Annotated in this window: 16 protein-coding genes; 1 reads left to right on the top strand and 15 read right to left on the bottom strand. The window is 42.3% G+C overall.

Features of this window, described 5'->3' with window-relative positions; genetic code table 11:
* Positions 1-10: 10 nt before the first annotated feature.
* The 7 genes from ABUE36_RS00255 to ABUE36_RS00225 form a co-directional block, all read right to left on the bottom strand.
* A complete protein-coding gene (locus tag ABUE36_RS00255; RefSeq protein ID WP_421016981.1) occupies positions 11-1051 on the bottom strand; it encodes a zinc-dependent alcohol dehydrogenase family protein in 1041 nt (346 codons plus the stop codon).
* A gap of 16 nt (positions 1052-1067) precedes the next feature.
* The gene (locus ABUE36_RS00250; protein ID WP_161000766.1) at positions 1068-1673 is read right to left on the bottom strand and encodes an NAD(P)H-binding protein; all 606 of its coding nucleotides are present in this window, start codon (positions 1671-1673) and stop codon (positions 1068-1070) included.
* A gap of 69 nt (positions 1674-1742) precedes the next feature.
* Positions 1743-3008: an MFS transporter gene (locus tag ABUE36_RS00245; protein WP_161000767.1), complete on the bottom strand. Its 1266-nt coding sequence runs from the start codon at positions 3006-3008 to the stop codon at positions 1743-1745.
* A gap of 218 nt (positions 3009-3226) precedes the next feature.
* Positions 3227-5212, bottom strand: a complete 1986-nt coding sequence (gene tkt / locus ABUE36_RS00240) for a transketolase (RefSeq protein WP_161000768.1) — start codon at positions 5210-5212, stop codon at positions 3227-3229.
* A gap of 60 nt (positions 5213-5272) precedes the next feature.
* Positions 5273-6649, bottom strand: a complete 1377-nt coding sequence (locus ABUE36_RS00235) for a PTS ascorbate transporter subunit IIC (protein ID WP_421016980.1) — start codon at positions 6647-6649, stop codon at positions 5273-5275.
* Positions 6650-6668: 19 nt separating this feature from the next.
* Positions 6669-6974 carry a PTS sugar transporter subunit IIB gene (locus ABUE36_RS00230; protein ID WP_287707528.1) on the bottom strand — a complete coding sequence of 102 codons (306 nt, stop codon included), beginning with the start codon at positions 6972-6974 and terminating at the stop codon, positions 6669-6671.
* 13 nt (positions 6975-6987) lie between these two features.
* The gene (locus ABUE36_RS00225; RefSeq protein ID WP_161000770.1) at positions 6988-7437 is read right to left on the bottom strand and encodes a PTS sugar transporter subunit IIA; all 450 of its coding nucleotides are present in this window, start codon (positions 7435-7437) and stop codon (positions 6988-6990) included.
* A 135-nt stretch (positions 7438-7572) separates the two neighbouring features.
* Here ABUE36_RS00225 and ABUE36_RS00220 point away from each other — a divergent pair, with 135 nt between their 5' ends.
* A complete protein-coding gene (locus ABUE36_RS00220; protein ID WP_421016979.1) occupies positions 7573-9627 on the top strand; it encodes a BglG family transcription antiterminator in 2055 nt (684 codons plus the stop codon).
* A 59-nt stretch (positions 9628-9686) separates the two neighbouring features.
* On the opposite strand, the gene ABUE36_RS00215 is transcribed toward ABUE36_RS00220, so the two are convergent.
* The 8 genes from ABUE36_RS00215 to ABUE36_RS00180 form a co-directional block, all read right to left on the bottom strand.
* Positions 9687-10100, bottom strand: coding sequence for a MerR family transcriptional regulator (locus ABUE36_RS00215; protein WP_017261123.1), 414 nt, complete (start codon positions 10098-10100; stop codon positions 9687-9689).
* Positions 10101-10210: 110 nt separating this feature from the next.
* Entirely contained in the window at positions 10211-10567 is a 357-nt protein-coding gene (locus ABUE36_RS00210; protein WP_421016978.1) for a hypothetical protein, read from the bottom strand.
* A 64-nt stretch (positions 10568-10631) separates the two neighbouring features.
* Positions 10632-11369 (bottom strand): IS21-like element helper ATPase IstB, encoded by a 738-nt coding sequence (gene istB / locus ABUE36_RS00205; protein WP_014386885.1) that lies wholly within the window; start codon positions 11367-11369, stop codon positions 10632-10634.
* 9 nt (positions 11370-11378) lie between these two features.
* Positions 11379-12602 carry an IS21 family transposase gene (gene istA, locus ABUE36_RS00200; RefSeq protein ID WP_003555353.1) on the bottom strand — a complete coding sequence of 408 codons (1224 nt, stop codon included), beginning with the start codon at positions 12600-12602 and terminating at the stop codon, positions 11379-11381.
* Positions 12603-12701: 99 nt separating this feature from the next.
* Positions 12702-13178 carry a hypothetical protein gene (locus tag ABUE36_RS00195; protein WP_421016977.1) on the bottom strand — a complete coding sequence of 159 codons (477 nt, stop codon included), beginning with the start codon at positions 13176-13178 and terminating at the stop codon, positions 12702-12704.
* Between the two features lie 256 nt (positions 13179-13434).
* Positions 13435-14313 carry a proline iminopeptidase gene (gene pepI, locus ABUE36_RS00190; protein WP_017261128.1) on the bottom strand — a complete coding sequence of 293 codons (879 nt, stop codon included), beginning with the start codon at positions 14311-14313 and terminating at the stop codon, positions 13435-13437.
* Between the two features lie 84 nt (positions 14314-14397).
* Complete coding sequence (locus tag ABUE36_RS00185) at positions 14398-14976, bottom strand: TetR/AcrR family transcriptional regulator (protein WP_421016976.1); 579 nt, start codon at positions 14974-14976, stop codon at positions 14398-14400.
* Between the two features lie 173 nt (positions 14977-15149).
* On the bottom strand, positions 15150-16079 hold the full coding sequence (locus tag ABUE36_RS00180; protein WP_096109805.1) for an IS30-like element ISLpl1 family transposase: 930 nt from the start codon (positions 16077-16079) through the stop codon (positions 15150-15152).
* Between the last annotated feature and the right edge of the window lie 21 nt (positions 16080-16100).

Below are 16100 nucleotides of genomic sequence, written 5' to 3'. Positions count from 1 at the left end.
ATAATGTAAATTATTGACTCACTATGAGTAATGACTTGATAGCTTCACGTTTATCCATTGCAACATATGCATCCGCAATATGATCTAAATCAAACCGCTTGGTAAACACCTTACCCGGATGAATATCACCCTTCAACACTGCATCCAAGAGAATGTTCCGGTCATCAGTCGTCACTGAAGCGATCCCACCACGGAGACCAATGTTTTTCCAGAATAGGTTATTGGTGTTCATATCCGCTTTTTGAGGCACACCAACACGACCAACAACGGCTCCTGGACGGGCAACTTTAACTGCTGTGTCAACGGATTGTTCTGTTCCGACACATTCTAAAACGGCATCGGCGCCGGCCCCATCTGTCAGGGATATCACGGCCTTCACTGCATCATCCCCACGCTCTGCAACGATATCTGTTGCACCAAACGCCTTGGCCAATTTCTGACGATCTTCATGACGACTCATCGCAATAATCCGTTTGGCACCTCGCAACTTAGCAGCAATGACACCACATAGACCAACCGCACCGTCACCCATGACAACGACGGTATCATCCTTCTTAACCTCAGCAGACGCCGCAGCGTGATAGCCTGTGGCCATAACGTCGGCCAGTGTCAACAGATCGTTCAATTGGTCGTCTGTATAATCTGATGGCTGTCCAGGCACCTTAATCAGCGCCCAGTTAGCATTCTTAAACCGTAAATATTCACCCTGATAGCCGACCACTTCATCGTCACTTGGATTCAAACAATCACCATCAAAGCCAGCTAAACAAGCTGCACAGTGACCACAACCATGTGTGAACGGTGCGATGACAAAGTCACCAGGTTTGACGTCAGTCACCTCGCTACCAACTGATTCTACGATACCAATAGCTTCATGACCGACTGGCGTATTCTTTGGTCGGTCAGAAATACCACGATACCACCATAAATCGGAACCACAAACACAGGCTCGGACGATTTTCAAAATAGCATCCGTTGGCTGTTTAATCTCTGGCTTAGGTAATTCTTGTGCTTCAACTTTACCTGGTTCTACAAAGACTGCTGTTTTCATTACTAATGTCCTCCAATTATTTTCTGTTAATACCGAGGCTATCACGTGACCCATACGCAGGATCATGCACGAGATGCACCACTAAGTCAGCGATGCTTTCACGTGAAACATCATGACCGCCAAACGGTTCGCCTTTCTTCGTCACTTGATAGTCTGTATTGTCCCCATTATCAAACCATCCCGGGCGAATCACCGTATAGTTCAGATCAGATGCCTCAATAATATCGGCAGCATCCCGATATGTTTGCAACATCGGATTATGTTCAAGGTTACCGTCTGCGCTGACGCTAGCTGGGATCTCATTGTAGATTCCCATCGACGTAATGAATAATAAGCGGCCAACATTGGCACGATCCATCGCTGACACAATTGCCGTTGCCATTTCTGGCAGATTGCCACTTAAAGCAGCGAATACAACATCCTGATTTTGAAGTGCATCGTTCAAGATTTGAGTGTCAGTCACATTTCCCTGAATTGCTCGTTCCCGTTGGTCATTCAGTTTGCCTAATCGGCCGACATTCCGTGCCATTAACGTTAATTGATCGTCTGTGTGTTCCAAGAAATATTGACGTGTCACCTGACCAATTGAACCGGTAGCGCCGATAATAAGTACGTTTGCCATTTAATTTACCTCCTGTTCCACGTGTAACAATTTTTACTTTACAACCTTACAGTAGCTTGAAGGCAACACTTATTTTTGCTTTTCTGGCAAAATCAAGAAAATCGCTGCCAATAACGAAATCAGCAATAAACCTGCGCCAATTAAAATAGCATAGTGGAATCCTATTACCTGATTTTTAAACAGACCTTGAACGCTAACCAAAATTGACAATCCGACAGACCCACCAATTTGATGCATCACGTTGACAACACCGGACGCCGCACCAGCGTCCCTTACATCAGTGTGTGCCACACCCGCAGCAGTAAACGGACTGAGCGAAAGCCCTTGTCCAATATCAATTACCAGCATTGGTAAGGCGATGCCGATCGTTAGTAAACGCCCATTACCAAACTTCGCCGTCAAACGTGCCACTTGTAACGCCACAATAAAGTTAACAATCGTCAATGGAAAGAAAGCGACACCGGCCATTAACGCACTAAAACCTAATTGTCTTTGCATCAGTTGCGGTGTAATAAACCAAAAGCCAAGCATGGAGCCCAAATATAAGAAACGTCCTAAGTAAGCGCCAATACGTTCACGATTCTTAAACAACCGTAACGGCATAATCGGCTGGCTTGTTCGATATTCTTGGTAAGCGAAAATTGCCAGCAGCACAATTGCTAGTATGAGCGCAGATAGCTTTCCCCAAGTACCAACAATGCTGTACACCAATGCGCTCATTCCAAATAAAGAACTTAATGTGCCAATCCAATCCAGCTTTCCAGATCGGCCACCATCCTTTTGCAAATGACGAACAGATAAGTAGTACATCCACATACTGATAGGCACGTTGATGAAAAAACCAACACGCCATGTCAGCAGGCTTGCAAACACACCGCCAATAACTAAGCTAACACTCGCACCAATTCCGGCCATAGCACCATAATATGCAATGGCACGTACACGTGCAGGGCCTTCATAAGTATCCATCAAAATAGCCAAGGTCGTCGGTGCAAGAATGGCCGAGCCAATTCCTTGAAAGGCTCTGGAAGCGATAATCATCGGTGCATTAACTGATAATCCAACTAGTAGCGAACCTATTCCAAAGATAACCAGACCAATTTGAAATACACGTCGCCGGCCAAACAAATCCCCTGCCCGACCGTCAAGTAGCAAAAATCCACCAAACGTTAACGAGTAGGCGCTACTGACCCAAGATAAAGTTTGCTGATTTAACTGTAAATCTTGAGCAATTTTAACAGTTCCCGTAAAAATAATTGAATTATCGAGCAAGATCATAAAATAACTCATCAAAATAACTAATAGTATCCAATCAAATCTTTTCTTTGTTGCCATGTTGTCCTCCTGTTGTTATGCAATGTTTGAAAGCTTAGACCTTCATCTGCACTTCAACGCAACAAGAAAATTTTCTTTTTTTGGCGAATCGCCATTCAATAAAAAAAACTGCTAACCACTACCCTCATTAGGTAATCAATTAGCAGTTCCATTTTTAATCTTTCACAGTCCTGTATTCTTAAAACCGGTCAATAGACCAAGGTATGCTTAAAAATCAGCTATTTATCGTTAGCCTTCCATAACTGTTCAAAAGTCTTAATAATCGTGTCAGTTGTAAATCCATACTTAGCAACAACTTCTGGTCCTTTACCACTTGCGCCAAAGCGGTCAACACTCACGTTGGCGCCGCGAGTCCCCGTGAAGGCACCCCATCCAAACGAAGACGCCATTTCAATGGATATACGTAGCTGGACATCTCTAGGTAAGACGGATTCTTGATACTCGGCCGATTGCTGTTTGAAAATATCCATACTTGGCATCGAAACAACGGACACATCATATGAGCGATCACGTAATGTTTGCTGTGCTTCTATCGCTAGAGCCACTTCTGAACCAGTAGCAATTAAAATGCCATCGGGTGTTTGACTCTTGGCGGGTGAAATCACGTACGCACCCTTTGACACTTTGTCAGCGTCTGCCCCTTCAAGCAGTGGTGTGGCCTGTCGCGTCAAGACAAGTACGCTGGGCCGATCAGTCGTCTGGGCAATAGTCTGCCAAGCGCCCAATGTTTCGTTTGCATCTGCTGGACGAATCACATTAACGTTTGGAATACTTCGCAAAGCGGCTAACTGTTCAATCGGTTCATGAGTTGGCCCATCTTCACCTACAGCCAGTGAATCATGCGTGAAGATGAAGGTTGATGGTATTTGCTGGATAGCGGCCAAACGAACGGCTGCCTTTAGATAGTCGCTAAAGACGAAGAACGTACTGCCAAACACGCGCGTACCACCATGCAACGTAATACCGTTAACTGCTGCCGCCATGCCAAACTCACGCACACCAAAGTAGATATTGCGACCCTTTGGCGTTAATGGTGTAAAGGCCTCGTCAGCTTTCAAACTTGTCTTATTGGATGAAGACAAATCAGCGGCTCCGCCCCAGAAATTGTCATTCTCTGCAGCAATCTGTTGCATCAAATCAGCATTAACCACCCGAGTTGCTGTTGGCGTCTTATACGTGTCATAGTCCAGCGAAACACTCGCTAAATCCAGTTTATTGTCCAAATATTTCTTAGCAACATCTGGAAATTTCGTTTGGTAGTCAGCAAACATGCTTTGCCAATTCTTGTAACCGCGTTGCTTTTCATCCACGGCTGTACTGTAAGTATCATAAATGTCATCACTAATCTCAAACGGAGCAGCAGACCAGCCATAAAATTCACGCATCTTGGCAACATTTTCTTCACCTAGCGCAGAGCCGTGAACCTTATTCGTCCCCGCTTCAGGCGTACCATAACCAATAATTGTTTTGACTTCGATTAAGGTTGGCCGATCGTTTTGCTGAGCTTGTTTAATTGCAGCGTAGATGTCATCCAAATTATTGCCATCCAAAACACGTTCATAGTCCCACTTAGCTGCTTTAAAACGCGCACTGACCTCATCGTTAGCACTTAACGATAGTGGACCATCTAATGACACATCGTTTGAATCATAAAGCACAATCAACTTATTTAGGCGCTTATCACCAGCAATGTTAATCGCTTCGTGACTGATGCCTTCCATCAGGTCACCATCACCAACAAGCGCATACGTGTAATGGTCAAACACGTTGTATCCTGGTCGGTTCACCATGGCTGCCAAATGTTTTTCCGCCATGGCCATCCCAACGGCCATTCCCAATCCCTGTCCAAGAGGACCGGTTGTCGCATCGATACCTGGTGTTTCAGTTACCTCTGGATGTCCAGGCGTTAGCGACCCTAACTGACGAAATTGTTTTAAATCGTCAGTTGTTAAGCCAAAGTGATTAAGATGCAGCAAACTGTAAAGCAATGCGGAGCCATGACCGGCACTCAATACAAAGCGGTCACGATTAAGCCACTTAGGATCTTCGGGATTGAAATTCATCAATTTTTCCCATAAAACATAGGCCATCGGTGCAGCATCGATTGGCAAACCTGGGTGTCCACTGTTAGCCTTTTGAATCATGTCCACACTCAGAAAACGGATTGCATTAACGGCAGCGGTATCTTTTTCAGTAAATGTCATTTCTCTTTTATCTTCCTTTCAAAAATGACCCGGTAGAATAACTTGACCGGGTCAAAAACACTATTTTGTTGCTTCTGCCTTCGAGTTTGCCTTATCGCGTCCATTTAAAATCAGACTAATCAAAACAACAATTACTAAGAAGCCTAGTATTCCAGCCACAACGGCGACCGTGCCCAAGTTTCCAAGGTTTCCAAGTAAGATACCAGAAACTAGGTAGTCAGTGTCAGCAAACGTTGAAGCCGCCAGTTTTAACGTGCCCAAGACAGGCAAGATGAGAAGTGGTAACCAACTAATCAATAAACTGTTGACCGCTGAACCGATAATCGCACCACGACGGCCACCCGTCGCGTTCCCGTAAATTGCTGCCGCAGCGCCACAGAAGAAGTGACCCACAACCCCAGGAATAATAACCGTGGTTTTCAAAGCAATCATGATAAACATGCTAATTGTGCCGACGATGAAACTGGTGAAAAAGCCAATTAACACAGCGTTAGGCGCATATGGAAAAATGATTGGAACATCCAAAGCAGGTTTAGAATTAGGCACAAGTTTTGTCGCGATACCTTGAAAGGCGGGTACAATTTCGGCCAAAATCATGCGAACACCTTGAAGAACAACGACGAACCCAGCGGCAAAAGTACCTGCTTGAACCAGTGCATAAACCAAGTAATTAGTACCAGCACTGAGTTTTGTTTCAACAAAATGAGGTCCCGCAACAATTGCTAAAATAATATAAACAATTCCCATTAATAATGTGATTGATACGGTTGAATCACGTAAGAAACTCAATCCTTTAGGCATTTCAATGTCTTCAGTACTGTTTTTCTTATTACCAAACCATTTACCCATCAAACCAGCAGTTGCGTAACCAATGTTACCCGTATGACCCATGGCAACCTCGTCCCCACCAGTGATTTGACGCATAAATGGTTGACACAAAGCCGGTGTCACAGTGAGTAATGTTCCTTCGAAAATTCCACCAAGAATAATGGTCTGCCAACCAGTACCAAGTTTGGCACTAATTAAAATAACTGCCGTTAAACACGAAACGTATAACATTGCTTGACCAGTTAAGAAAATATACTTAAACCGAGTGAAACGGGCTAGTAGGATATTGACAATCATCCCCACCAACATAATTAATGCTGTCGTCGTACCATACTTAACCAATGCAATGGCGACAACCGCTTCATTACTTGGCACGACACCTTGAACATGTAAGGCAAACTGGAACATTTTGGCAAACGGCGTTAATGAGTTACTTAAGATCCCAGCACCACCGATTAAGACAAGGAAGCCGGCAAACGTTTTAATCGTTCCTTGAACAACCTCAGTCGCCTTTTTCTTTTGTAGGAGCAGTCCCAACATAGCGATCAAGGCAACTAAAATAGCTGGTTGAGTCGCAATGGAGACAAATAAGTTCAATACACTTTTCATCTTTTTTGTCCTTTACGAATTAATCGTGAGTAATGTTTTCGTTATCTAAAACATAATTGACATGTTCTGCAGTTTCCTTTTTGTCAATCAGACTCTTTAGCAAAACGATCCGCTCTTTAGGAATGCTGCCTAGCGCGTCAGCCAATGTTGATTCAACGAAAAAGTAGTCTGCTGAATCGGCTGTGGCACTGCCAACATCTGAGTGATCGACTGTAATATCGTTTGCATCAACATCCACGTTTTCATCTTTCAGAATTTGTTGGACGTTCATTTGAACCATGAAGCTACTGCCTAAACCACTTTGACATACTGCTAAAATTTTCATGTTATTTCCTCCGTTATTCGTTGCGACTATGAATTATTGTGAGCAAATCTTCAGCCGACGAAGCAGCCATCAACTGTTTAACTGTTGCTTCGTTGGTTAACAGTGTCATTAATTGCTTGATGACTTCTAAATGACTCTCACTATCAACCGCTGATAAAACGAACCATAAAGTAATGGGATGATCCTGGTTAACAAGTGCAATGTCATGATTCGTTTTGAGCAGTGCAAGCGAGATCCGATTTGATCCATTCTCAGGTCGCGTGTGTGCAAGTGCAATATGATCACCAATGTTAATATATGGGCCTTGATTATTGACCACATCAATCATTGAATTAACGTATTGCTCTGTCACACTACCGTTGGCAACTAAAGGTTTTGCCGCAAGTCGGATTGCTGCCTCCCAACTCAAATCAGTTGCATCCGTTAACTGGACTGTTTCCTGGTTCAAAAGGTCATTCAGCATTCCATCACCTCCGCTATTAATTTATGGTTTAATCCTAGCATTGATGAAAACGCTAACAAGTGCAATACTTACACTACCAATAGTGCAAAATATTCACCCCGTCAAAAAAATGCTTAATTTGGAGGCTCATCATTCATGATTAACTTTACTAACATCAAACATGGCAATGATCTTCTTAATTACTTGCTAACACGTCAGGATTACACCACTCTTGAAGAATTGAAAACACAGCTCGGATTATCTCGTCGCGGGACTTTCTATGTTCTAAAACGAGTAAATGAAGAGTTAAACGACTCTAAGCTTGATATCATCATGAATCTTGCCGGAGTCGGCTATTTCATTCCTGAAGAAACAAAAAAAGAGCTTCTGAATCAATATTCAGAAACTCAACCCGTGACAGAACAATTTACAAAACATCAGCGTTGTCAGCTTATCGCTTGGGATCTCATCAACCACAAGTCACTATCCCTGTCAGACTTAACCAACAGATTTCAAATCTCCAAACATACGGCGATATCCGACCTCAAATCTGTTCGTGAACGTCTAGAATCTCATGGACTCGATATTGTACAACAGCCTAAAGGAAAGCATATTTCCGGATCCGAAATATCGCAACGAAACTGGGTATTAGAGGCACTTAATGATCGCGACTCAATTCTGTACAGCCAAATCGACATTAATCCTTCGCGCTTGATTGCGATCAACACTGAGATCCATAAGCTAGAAAAAATTACGGGCAATTACTTTAGTGACGACGCTTTATCAACACTTGATGACTTTATTTTATGGTTTTTGGAGCGAATCAAACAGCCAGAGAATCAATTGCCGGATTCTCCCTTAAGAACAACCAATGTAGATTCAATGTCGATTAATTGGTCAATCAAGTTCTTAAGCGATAACAACATTCATAATTTTAGTGAATCATATTTTTTGGGTCGTATCATCAACACAAGCCAGTTTTATCGTGTCAATCGTGCTGACGGATTAATCCAAACTATCTTTCCGATTTCCCGGGAAATTATCGATCGCTTTAACACCGTGTCTGGAGCCAATGTATCCCCTGAAAAACTTGAATTAACACTATCTACCCACTTGTTATCCACCTTTTATCGTTCAAAATTTATGATTCCCTATCACCATCCCAACCTTGAACAAATCACTGAGGGGTTTCGCGAACTATTTTCTTTCACTAAGTATGCCATTCGTCCGTTTGAAAAATTCATCAATGGCCACCTTAGTGACGACGAAATTGCGTTGATTGCGCTATATTTCGGCGGTGAATTGCGAGCCATTGAAAGCCGCCGTGGCAAACATGTGGATGTTTTAGTTGTCTGCTCTAGTGGTATTGGGACCTCGTACATTCTTCAACAGCAACTCATTCAACATTATCCCAACATTGATTTTTCTCAGCCTCTTAGTGTTTTCCAGTATAAAAATCAAGATTTATCCAACATCAAGCTCATCATCAGTACCATCGAACTCAATGTCCCCGTTCATATCTCCATTGTTCGCGTATCACCGCTACCAAATAAAAAAGATTGGGAAACAATCGAAAAAGCATTCATCAATGCCCACTTAACTGATAACCATTTTAACGAGGCCAGTGTAAATTCTCTGCTCGATATTATCAGTAATTACGCTCGTATCGAGAACTTCGATGGTCTGACGGATGCTCTGCGTGGTTACCTCAATCAAAGAGCAAAACTGCCGATAAAAAAGACGACTGTCACAGGACCAACAAGCCTACAGAAACTTTTACCCAGCAGCCATATTACTTATGCTGATGATGAGTTGGACAATTGGAAAAGTGTTGTTCAACAAGCTTTGAAACCACTATTGACTGAACATCTCATCGAACAACGTTACATTGACCGAATCATTCGATTAACAGTCGTCAACGGCCCTTACATGGTTCTTGGCAATGGCATCATGTTAGCCCATGGCACACCAAACGACGGCGTCAACGATCTTGGCATGAGCTTACTGTTACTACAACACCCCGTCACCATTGAAAATAAAGATCACGCAGACAAAAGGACGATTCAAATCGTCATTGGTCTAGCACCTTTGGATCAAACCAGTCATTTATCTGCCCTTTCGCAACTTATGCAAAAAATCCAAGATGATCACTGGGTTCAGCAAATAAAAACTGCTAGCTCAGTCGCCGAAATTACCAATCTACTCTCATAGATAAAAAAAGAGCTGGTCACAATGTCTTCAGCGGACATTGTGACCAGCTCCTTTCATTTCTACTGATTTGCTTTTTTCTCCGCATGCTGTCGTTCTAGCTCACGAAGTTCTTCCTCAGTCGTTTCCATGTGATCATAGAAATGGTTGAGTTTGTAATTCAGGTGATCGATGGCAGATTGCAGGTCATCGCGTTTTTCTTCCATCACAGCGAGCTGTTCCTGCAAAATGGCCTTCTGCTCTTTCGTATTATCTTCTTGCGCGTCAAATAATTGAATATAACGCCGCAAACTGTCAATACTCATGCCAGCTGCCCGCATCTGCGTCACAAACGTAATGCGGCGAATGATCCGATCATCAATATCACGATTACCAACCTCCGTTCGGTCAATTTCCGGAATCAACGATTCCTTCTCATAATACCGAATGGCCGCCGACGATACGCCTGTTTTTTCACTAGCTTCTTTAATATTCATTGCGTTTTCTCCTTGTGGATCATAGTAGCACAATGGCCTAAATAACCGGCCAGTCTCATTGATGTATTCACAATAGACCTTAATGTGTACTTGAAGGCAAGCAGGGAAAACTAAATTTGATAATCTTCTTGTAATTCCTTATCTTGCCAGAAAAAAACTTCATCGTAATTTCTATTCACTACTGTCACATTCTCTGGGAAAAAAACACTTATGTTGATATACAATTCTTTAGGAGCTTTCATATACTTCACATACTGGGTAATTTCTTCTGCCAAAGACAAAGGCACGTTATCCGATTTGATAACAACTTGGTATCCTCGTCCAGCAATTCCGGGTCCGTTCCTAATTTGAATGAGTTGCCAGGGTATTGTTAAATCCTTTTCTTTACTAAGTTTATGTCGTCCTCTGATTACCTGAAAATAGAAGTAAAAATAAGCTCCAAAACCATGTTTTTTTCTAAATTGCATCTGTGTGTCAAGGGCAGTTTAAAAATGTAGGTTTTCGGCAGAAAGAAATGTAGGTTTTCGGCAGTTACTTGAGGCCACGTAATCGGTAAGATTTACCAGTGATCTTCACTACGTGAACATGATGAACCAAGCGATCGAGAATGGCTGCTGTCACAGTTGGGTTCTGGAAAATATCAACCCAAGCGGATAGATCACTATTGCTGGTAATGATCGTTGAATGCTTTTCATAGCGGGCATTGACTAGCTGAAATAAGAGGTTAGCTTCTTGGTGACCAATTGGCAAATACCCAATTTCATCAATAATTAATAGGTCATAGCGCGAATAGCGGCTTAGAGATCGATCAAGCAGTCCTTTTTCGTAAGCTGCTCTCAATCTAATCAACAGCTCATGACAATTAATAAAGAGAACCCGACAGCCCTGTTTACAGGCCTCAATCCCAATACTAATTGCCAAGTGGGTTTTACCGACTCCCGGATTGCCAATAAAGATTAAGTTTTCAGACTTTTCCATAAAAGCCAGATTCTGGAATTCCAGAACCTCTTGGCGATTCATACTGGGTTGAAAGCTAAAATCAAATGTATCTAGGGATTTTGTATTGGGGAACCGAGCACGGCCAATGGCCCGTGCAATCTGACCTTCGTGTCGATTCTGGAGTTCCGAATTAGTTAAATCAATTAGCGCCTCAGTTAATGACAGATTATCAGTGTGAATTTGATCAAGGTAATTCGGCAAGTATTCACGGATTTTGTTTAACCCTAAGCGCTCAAGATTATTTAAAAGAATTTGATTATTAGTGGTCATGGTAGCCTCCTATAAGTTGTCGTAATCAGTCATATGTTCACGAATGTAAGCTGAAATGTCTTCATCTGTCCGCCCTTTAAGCAAATCAGATTTGAGGATATTGAACTGATCTTGGGGGTCATAATTCAGCGAATTGGTAGTTATGGAGTGCGTACGAATTTCTTCTCCGTTATAATAAATGTGAATGCGCTGCTCATCATTGGAGATTTCAACAGCAACCGTACAACCAATGTATCGCGGATCTACTGAGTACTTACATTTGCGGAAATTGATCATGGCCTCCTTCGAAACGACACGGGTAATGTTTTCTTCGAAGTATGGTTCAAGGAGATTAACTGGAACGCGATGAAGGTACTCTTTTTCTTCGTCTAACCATTTCAGGTACGGGACTTCGTCCGTGGCCTGCGAAGTTTCATGATTTAGATCATCTCGGAGCATATGAACTAGTTCGATTAGCTCAGTTCCATCAGCAAATTCAGTATTGTATGGCCGTAAACGTTCAACCGTGCGAGCAAGGGCTTCAACTGCACCTTTAGTTTGTGGTCTGAATGGTCGACAAGCAATTGGTGTGAAACCGGCATCTTTACAGAATTCGTGGAACCGTTCGTTAAAGACAGCGTGGCCAAACTGGGATTTTGTATGATCCACAACGGTTTTCATATTATCAAACCAGATTTCCGTCGGAATACCTCCGGTATGAAGGAAAGCGTCGTGTAAGCAAGAAAAGAGGGTATCTTGGCTCCGATCAAAGGTTAGTGTCATATATTTGAGTTTTGAATAAGGCAATACATACAAGAAAATATTGAATTTAAACAGCTCACCCTCGCTGCTCACTAGGGCCATTTCTTCTTTCCAGTCAACTTGAGCAGAGAGACCAGGGGAATGTTCAATCCGAATGGTAGCTTTCTTAACTCGTTCTCGGCGGGTTTGGCGACAATAATCTTTCACGAGGGTATAGCTGCCGGTAAAGCCCTTCTTCTGGATAAATTTAAAAATTGAAGCAGCCGAACAATTTAGTTCAAGCTTTGAATCGATGGTTTGCTTGAATGGATCCAGTAAACTTGGCCGTTTCGGTCGACCACTTGGTCGGCCCTTAAGTCCAGCTTTGACTTCCTCATAGGCTTTCTTAACGGTTCGATAATCAACATTATATTGCCGGGCAATCTCGGCGAAGTTAGGCTTAATATTTTCAGTCACGTAAATCGTCACTCCTTCTCTTAAATCACGTCTCACATCAAATTCCTCCTACACTCTGATGTGATTCATGATACAAAAAATGTAGGAAAACCAACAGTTCTAACCTGCCGTTTTCCTACATTTTACGGGTGCCTTTTACATCTGTGCTTCTATAAGGTTTATCCAATGCCAAAAAAGTAAAAATGGAACATGCAAAAACCATACAATGATTGCCATAAAGAATTGCAAACTAGTAGTTAGCCGCCCGAACATAGCTAAATTTTTCACTATATCAATAAAACCGTCTAAAAGAAGCCACAGACCAATAACCATTAGTAATCCATTTAATGTCTTTACTACCAGCGTATACTTTTCAGAAGTTTCGGCAGTCGCGATTAACATACTCGTAGTAAAGATAAACGGAATAATGATCCCAAATTCAATTCCAAAAGAAAAAGTATGAAAATTAATGACAAAAAGAGAGATTGTCGCCCATGAAAACACTTGTCTCAGAATTTTCTTAGTAGACTGAACTGAGACTGATAAATTTTGAACACCAAGTAAAGGCACAATTGAGGTCAGAACCGTTATTCCATAATCTTTTAGAATCCAAACATTGATATTAGTATGCATAATAGTCCAAAACACTATGGCCCCTACTAATATCTCGTAAATATAGAAGAATATCATGCTAGGCAAAAGTAATATTTTGAGAAAAGCTGACGTTATAGTCTTAATTGAATCTTTAATCTCTTTATTCCATATTCCCCAAAGAATCAATCCCAATACAAAAATGACAATCCAGGCAGCAATACCCCACTCTCTATTTGAAATTTTTCAACCTCTCTATCTCCTGACTTCAGGGAAATATCGATTGCTACAGGACGTACTAGTCATTTTCCTTCAACCACTTATCCAGCACACTGATAAACTCATCATGCTGATCCAACAAAGCCAGATGACGGCTGTTGGCAAACAAGTGCCACTTAGCGCCTGGAATGTGGTCGTAAACGGACTTCGCAATCAATGGTGTACATAGATCATCCGTCCCATTAGTAACCAATACAGGCACATGAATGTTCTTCAAATCATCGGTTACATCGTAATCACTGATGGTTCCGTTCTCGGTAAATTCGTTTGGTCCCTCAGCGATTAGGCTGGCACGTTTACCATTCGTTTCACGGCGGAGTGGTTCTGGTGAATTTTCATCCGGATCATCCCAACAATAACGCTCCATGTAACGGTCGTTAGCAGCCAAGTACTTAGGACCGGAGAAATCGCCTGTCCGCTCGGCCTCGGCAATTGCCTCGCGATCCTCATAACTCAAGTAGGAAATTAGCCGGTGTTGCTCTTGCGTCCACAACTTGATGGAAGCAGGCGAACCATCGATCATGACACTCTTAACTCCCGTTTGATCATAATGTGTGAGGTAAAGCATTTCGAGCATACCACCCCAGGATTGACCCAACATGTGAATTTCATCCAGGTGTAAGTATTTACGGAGCGCGATTAATTCCTCAGCCCACGTTTCCTTCACATAAACGGATTCATCTTCTGGCAATGATGACTTCCCACAGCCAACTTGGTCATACATAATCAACTGGCGGCCTGTTTCTGCGTAGTCATCCAGCAATTCAAAGTAGTTATGCGATGAACCAGGACCGCCGTGAATCAGCAATAACGGTGCCTTACCTGGCGTCTTCTCACCGACAATTCGATAATATGTTTTATACCCACGAAATGGCATGTAGCCTTCTTCAATCTTCATGAATCGTAACTTCCTTTATGTGTGAAATATGGTGCTTATGTTGATTGTACGCCTCACGCCCGACAATGCACCGTTTCTCAAACATTATTTTGTCTCTGATAACCCTGGTTTTCCGTACAAACGTACCAGGTACAAACGGGCATCCTGCTTCGTTAACTGATTTTGTTTAACAAACACCCAATTGAGCACCATCGAAATAGTGGCAAAACAATGGGCAACCACCAGCTCTGCTGGCAATTCTTGCACAACAGCTATCTTATCGACTAGCAACTTTTGCCCTACTTGCTGTGCATAGTTCGTAAAACCTGCTAGTAGAAAACCATCTTGATTGTGAACTAGTACTTTGGCGACATAGGCCTTGTGCTGATCTATTAGATCGTACAAACGGTCGAAACACGTCAACAGTATCTGACCCTCATCCCCAATAGCCAATTCGTTTAGGTGAATTTCGGCCACAATCAAAGAAAAGCAGTAGTTCAACAAATCATACTTATCTTCAAAATAGTTATAAAACGTTGATCGCGGATAATTGGCCTGTTGACAAAGATTGTTGACTGTCACGGCTTCAAACGACTGCTGTGTGAGCGCCTGACTCATTGCGTTTGAAAAAGCACTCAGCGTTCGTTGAGCACCACGCGTTATTTTTTTCGTTTGCTGTTTCATGCCACTATCCTCTCTGAACGATTTCCGAGATGTGTCCATTCTTGGTCAAAGTGCACACTCTGACACTTTGTTTTCTGATTTATTGACTCTATTATGGCACTTACAGATGTCAATTATTGGACACTCGTACAATTTTAAAAAGGAAAAATAAACAATGAAGGTAGATTGCAAATTTAATCCGAATTTTTGGACAAATTGGTCAGCATAACCTGATACGGTGTTTTCCAGTCAAGTATTTTAAGCGGTCTCTGGTTAATTTGGAGTAACGTCGTCGTTAAATCTTGAGCACTAATGTGCTCAAAACGAGTCCCCTTAGGATAAAAATAACGTAAATTCCGATTAAAGCGTTCATTACTACCACGTTCAGCTGGCGTATAAGCATGACAGTAATAGGTCTTAATACCATATTGTGATTCAAATGATACTAGCCCACTAAACTCAGTACCACGGTCCACAGTAAAACTGTGCACCGGTCCATTAAAAGTTGTTAGGAACTTAGTCAGTGCTTCATTAACACTCGCTGTCGTTCGGTCCTTTAACCGATATGCCCAAAGGAACCGTGATTTGCGATCGATTAAAGTTAATAAAACTGCCTTACTATGCCCACGAGGGCCAACGACGGTATCTAGTTCAAAATCACCGATGCGATTACGTTGATTAATCATCATGGGACGCTGTTCAATCGATCGCCCCAAAGATTGATTATATTTGGATCGTTGGTCAACGTTACGCCGTTGGCGTACGCCATGTTCAGGTAGATCATTCAAGGAGAAACCAATTCTCCCCTGATTTAGCCAATTATAAATAGATTTAGTCGCTAGTTTAAATTCGTGAGCAATCATTCCTGGTGACCAGCTTAGATGTAAATGGTTGAGAATTGTTTGCTTTAACTCATCGCTCAGCTTAGTTTTCCGACCACATCGTGATCGCTTGTATTCGGCATCTGTTTGTGCTAATTCAGCCTGATAAGGTTGACATCGAGATAATTCATAAGAAATTGTTGACGGTGATCGGTTCAGCCGAACGCCCATTTGGATATTGGACAGCCCTAGTTCACAAAAGGTTTCGATTTTAATTCGTTCGGAATAGGTTATACTAGACAAAAGATCAGCTCCTAAAAGATG

This window comes from Furfurilactobacillus cerevisiae (assembly GCF_048961765.1).
GTDB classification, from domain to species: Bacteria; Bacillota; Bacilli; order Lactobacillales; family Lactobacillaceae; genus Furfurilactobacillus; species Furfurilactobacillus milii_A.
This window is presented reverse-complemented; position numbering and strand designations above follow the sequence as displayed.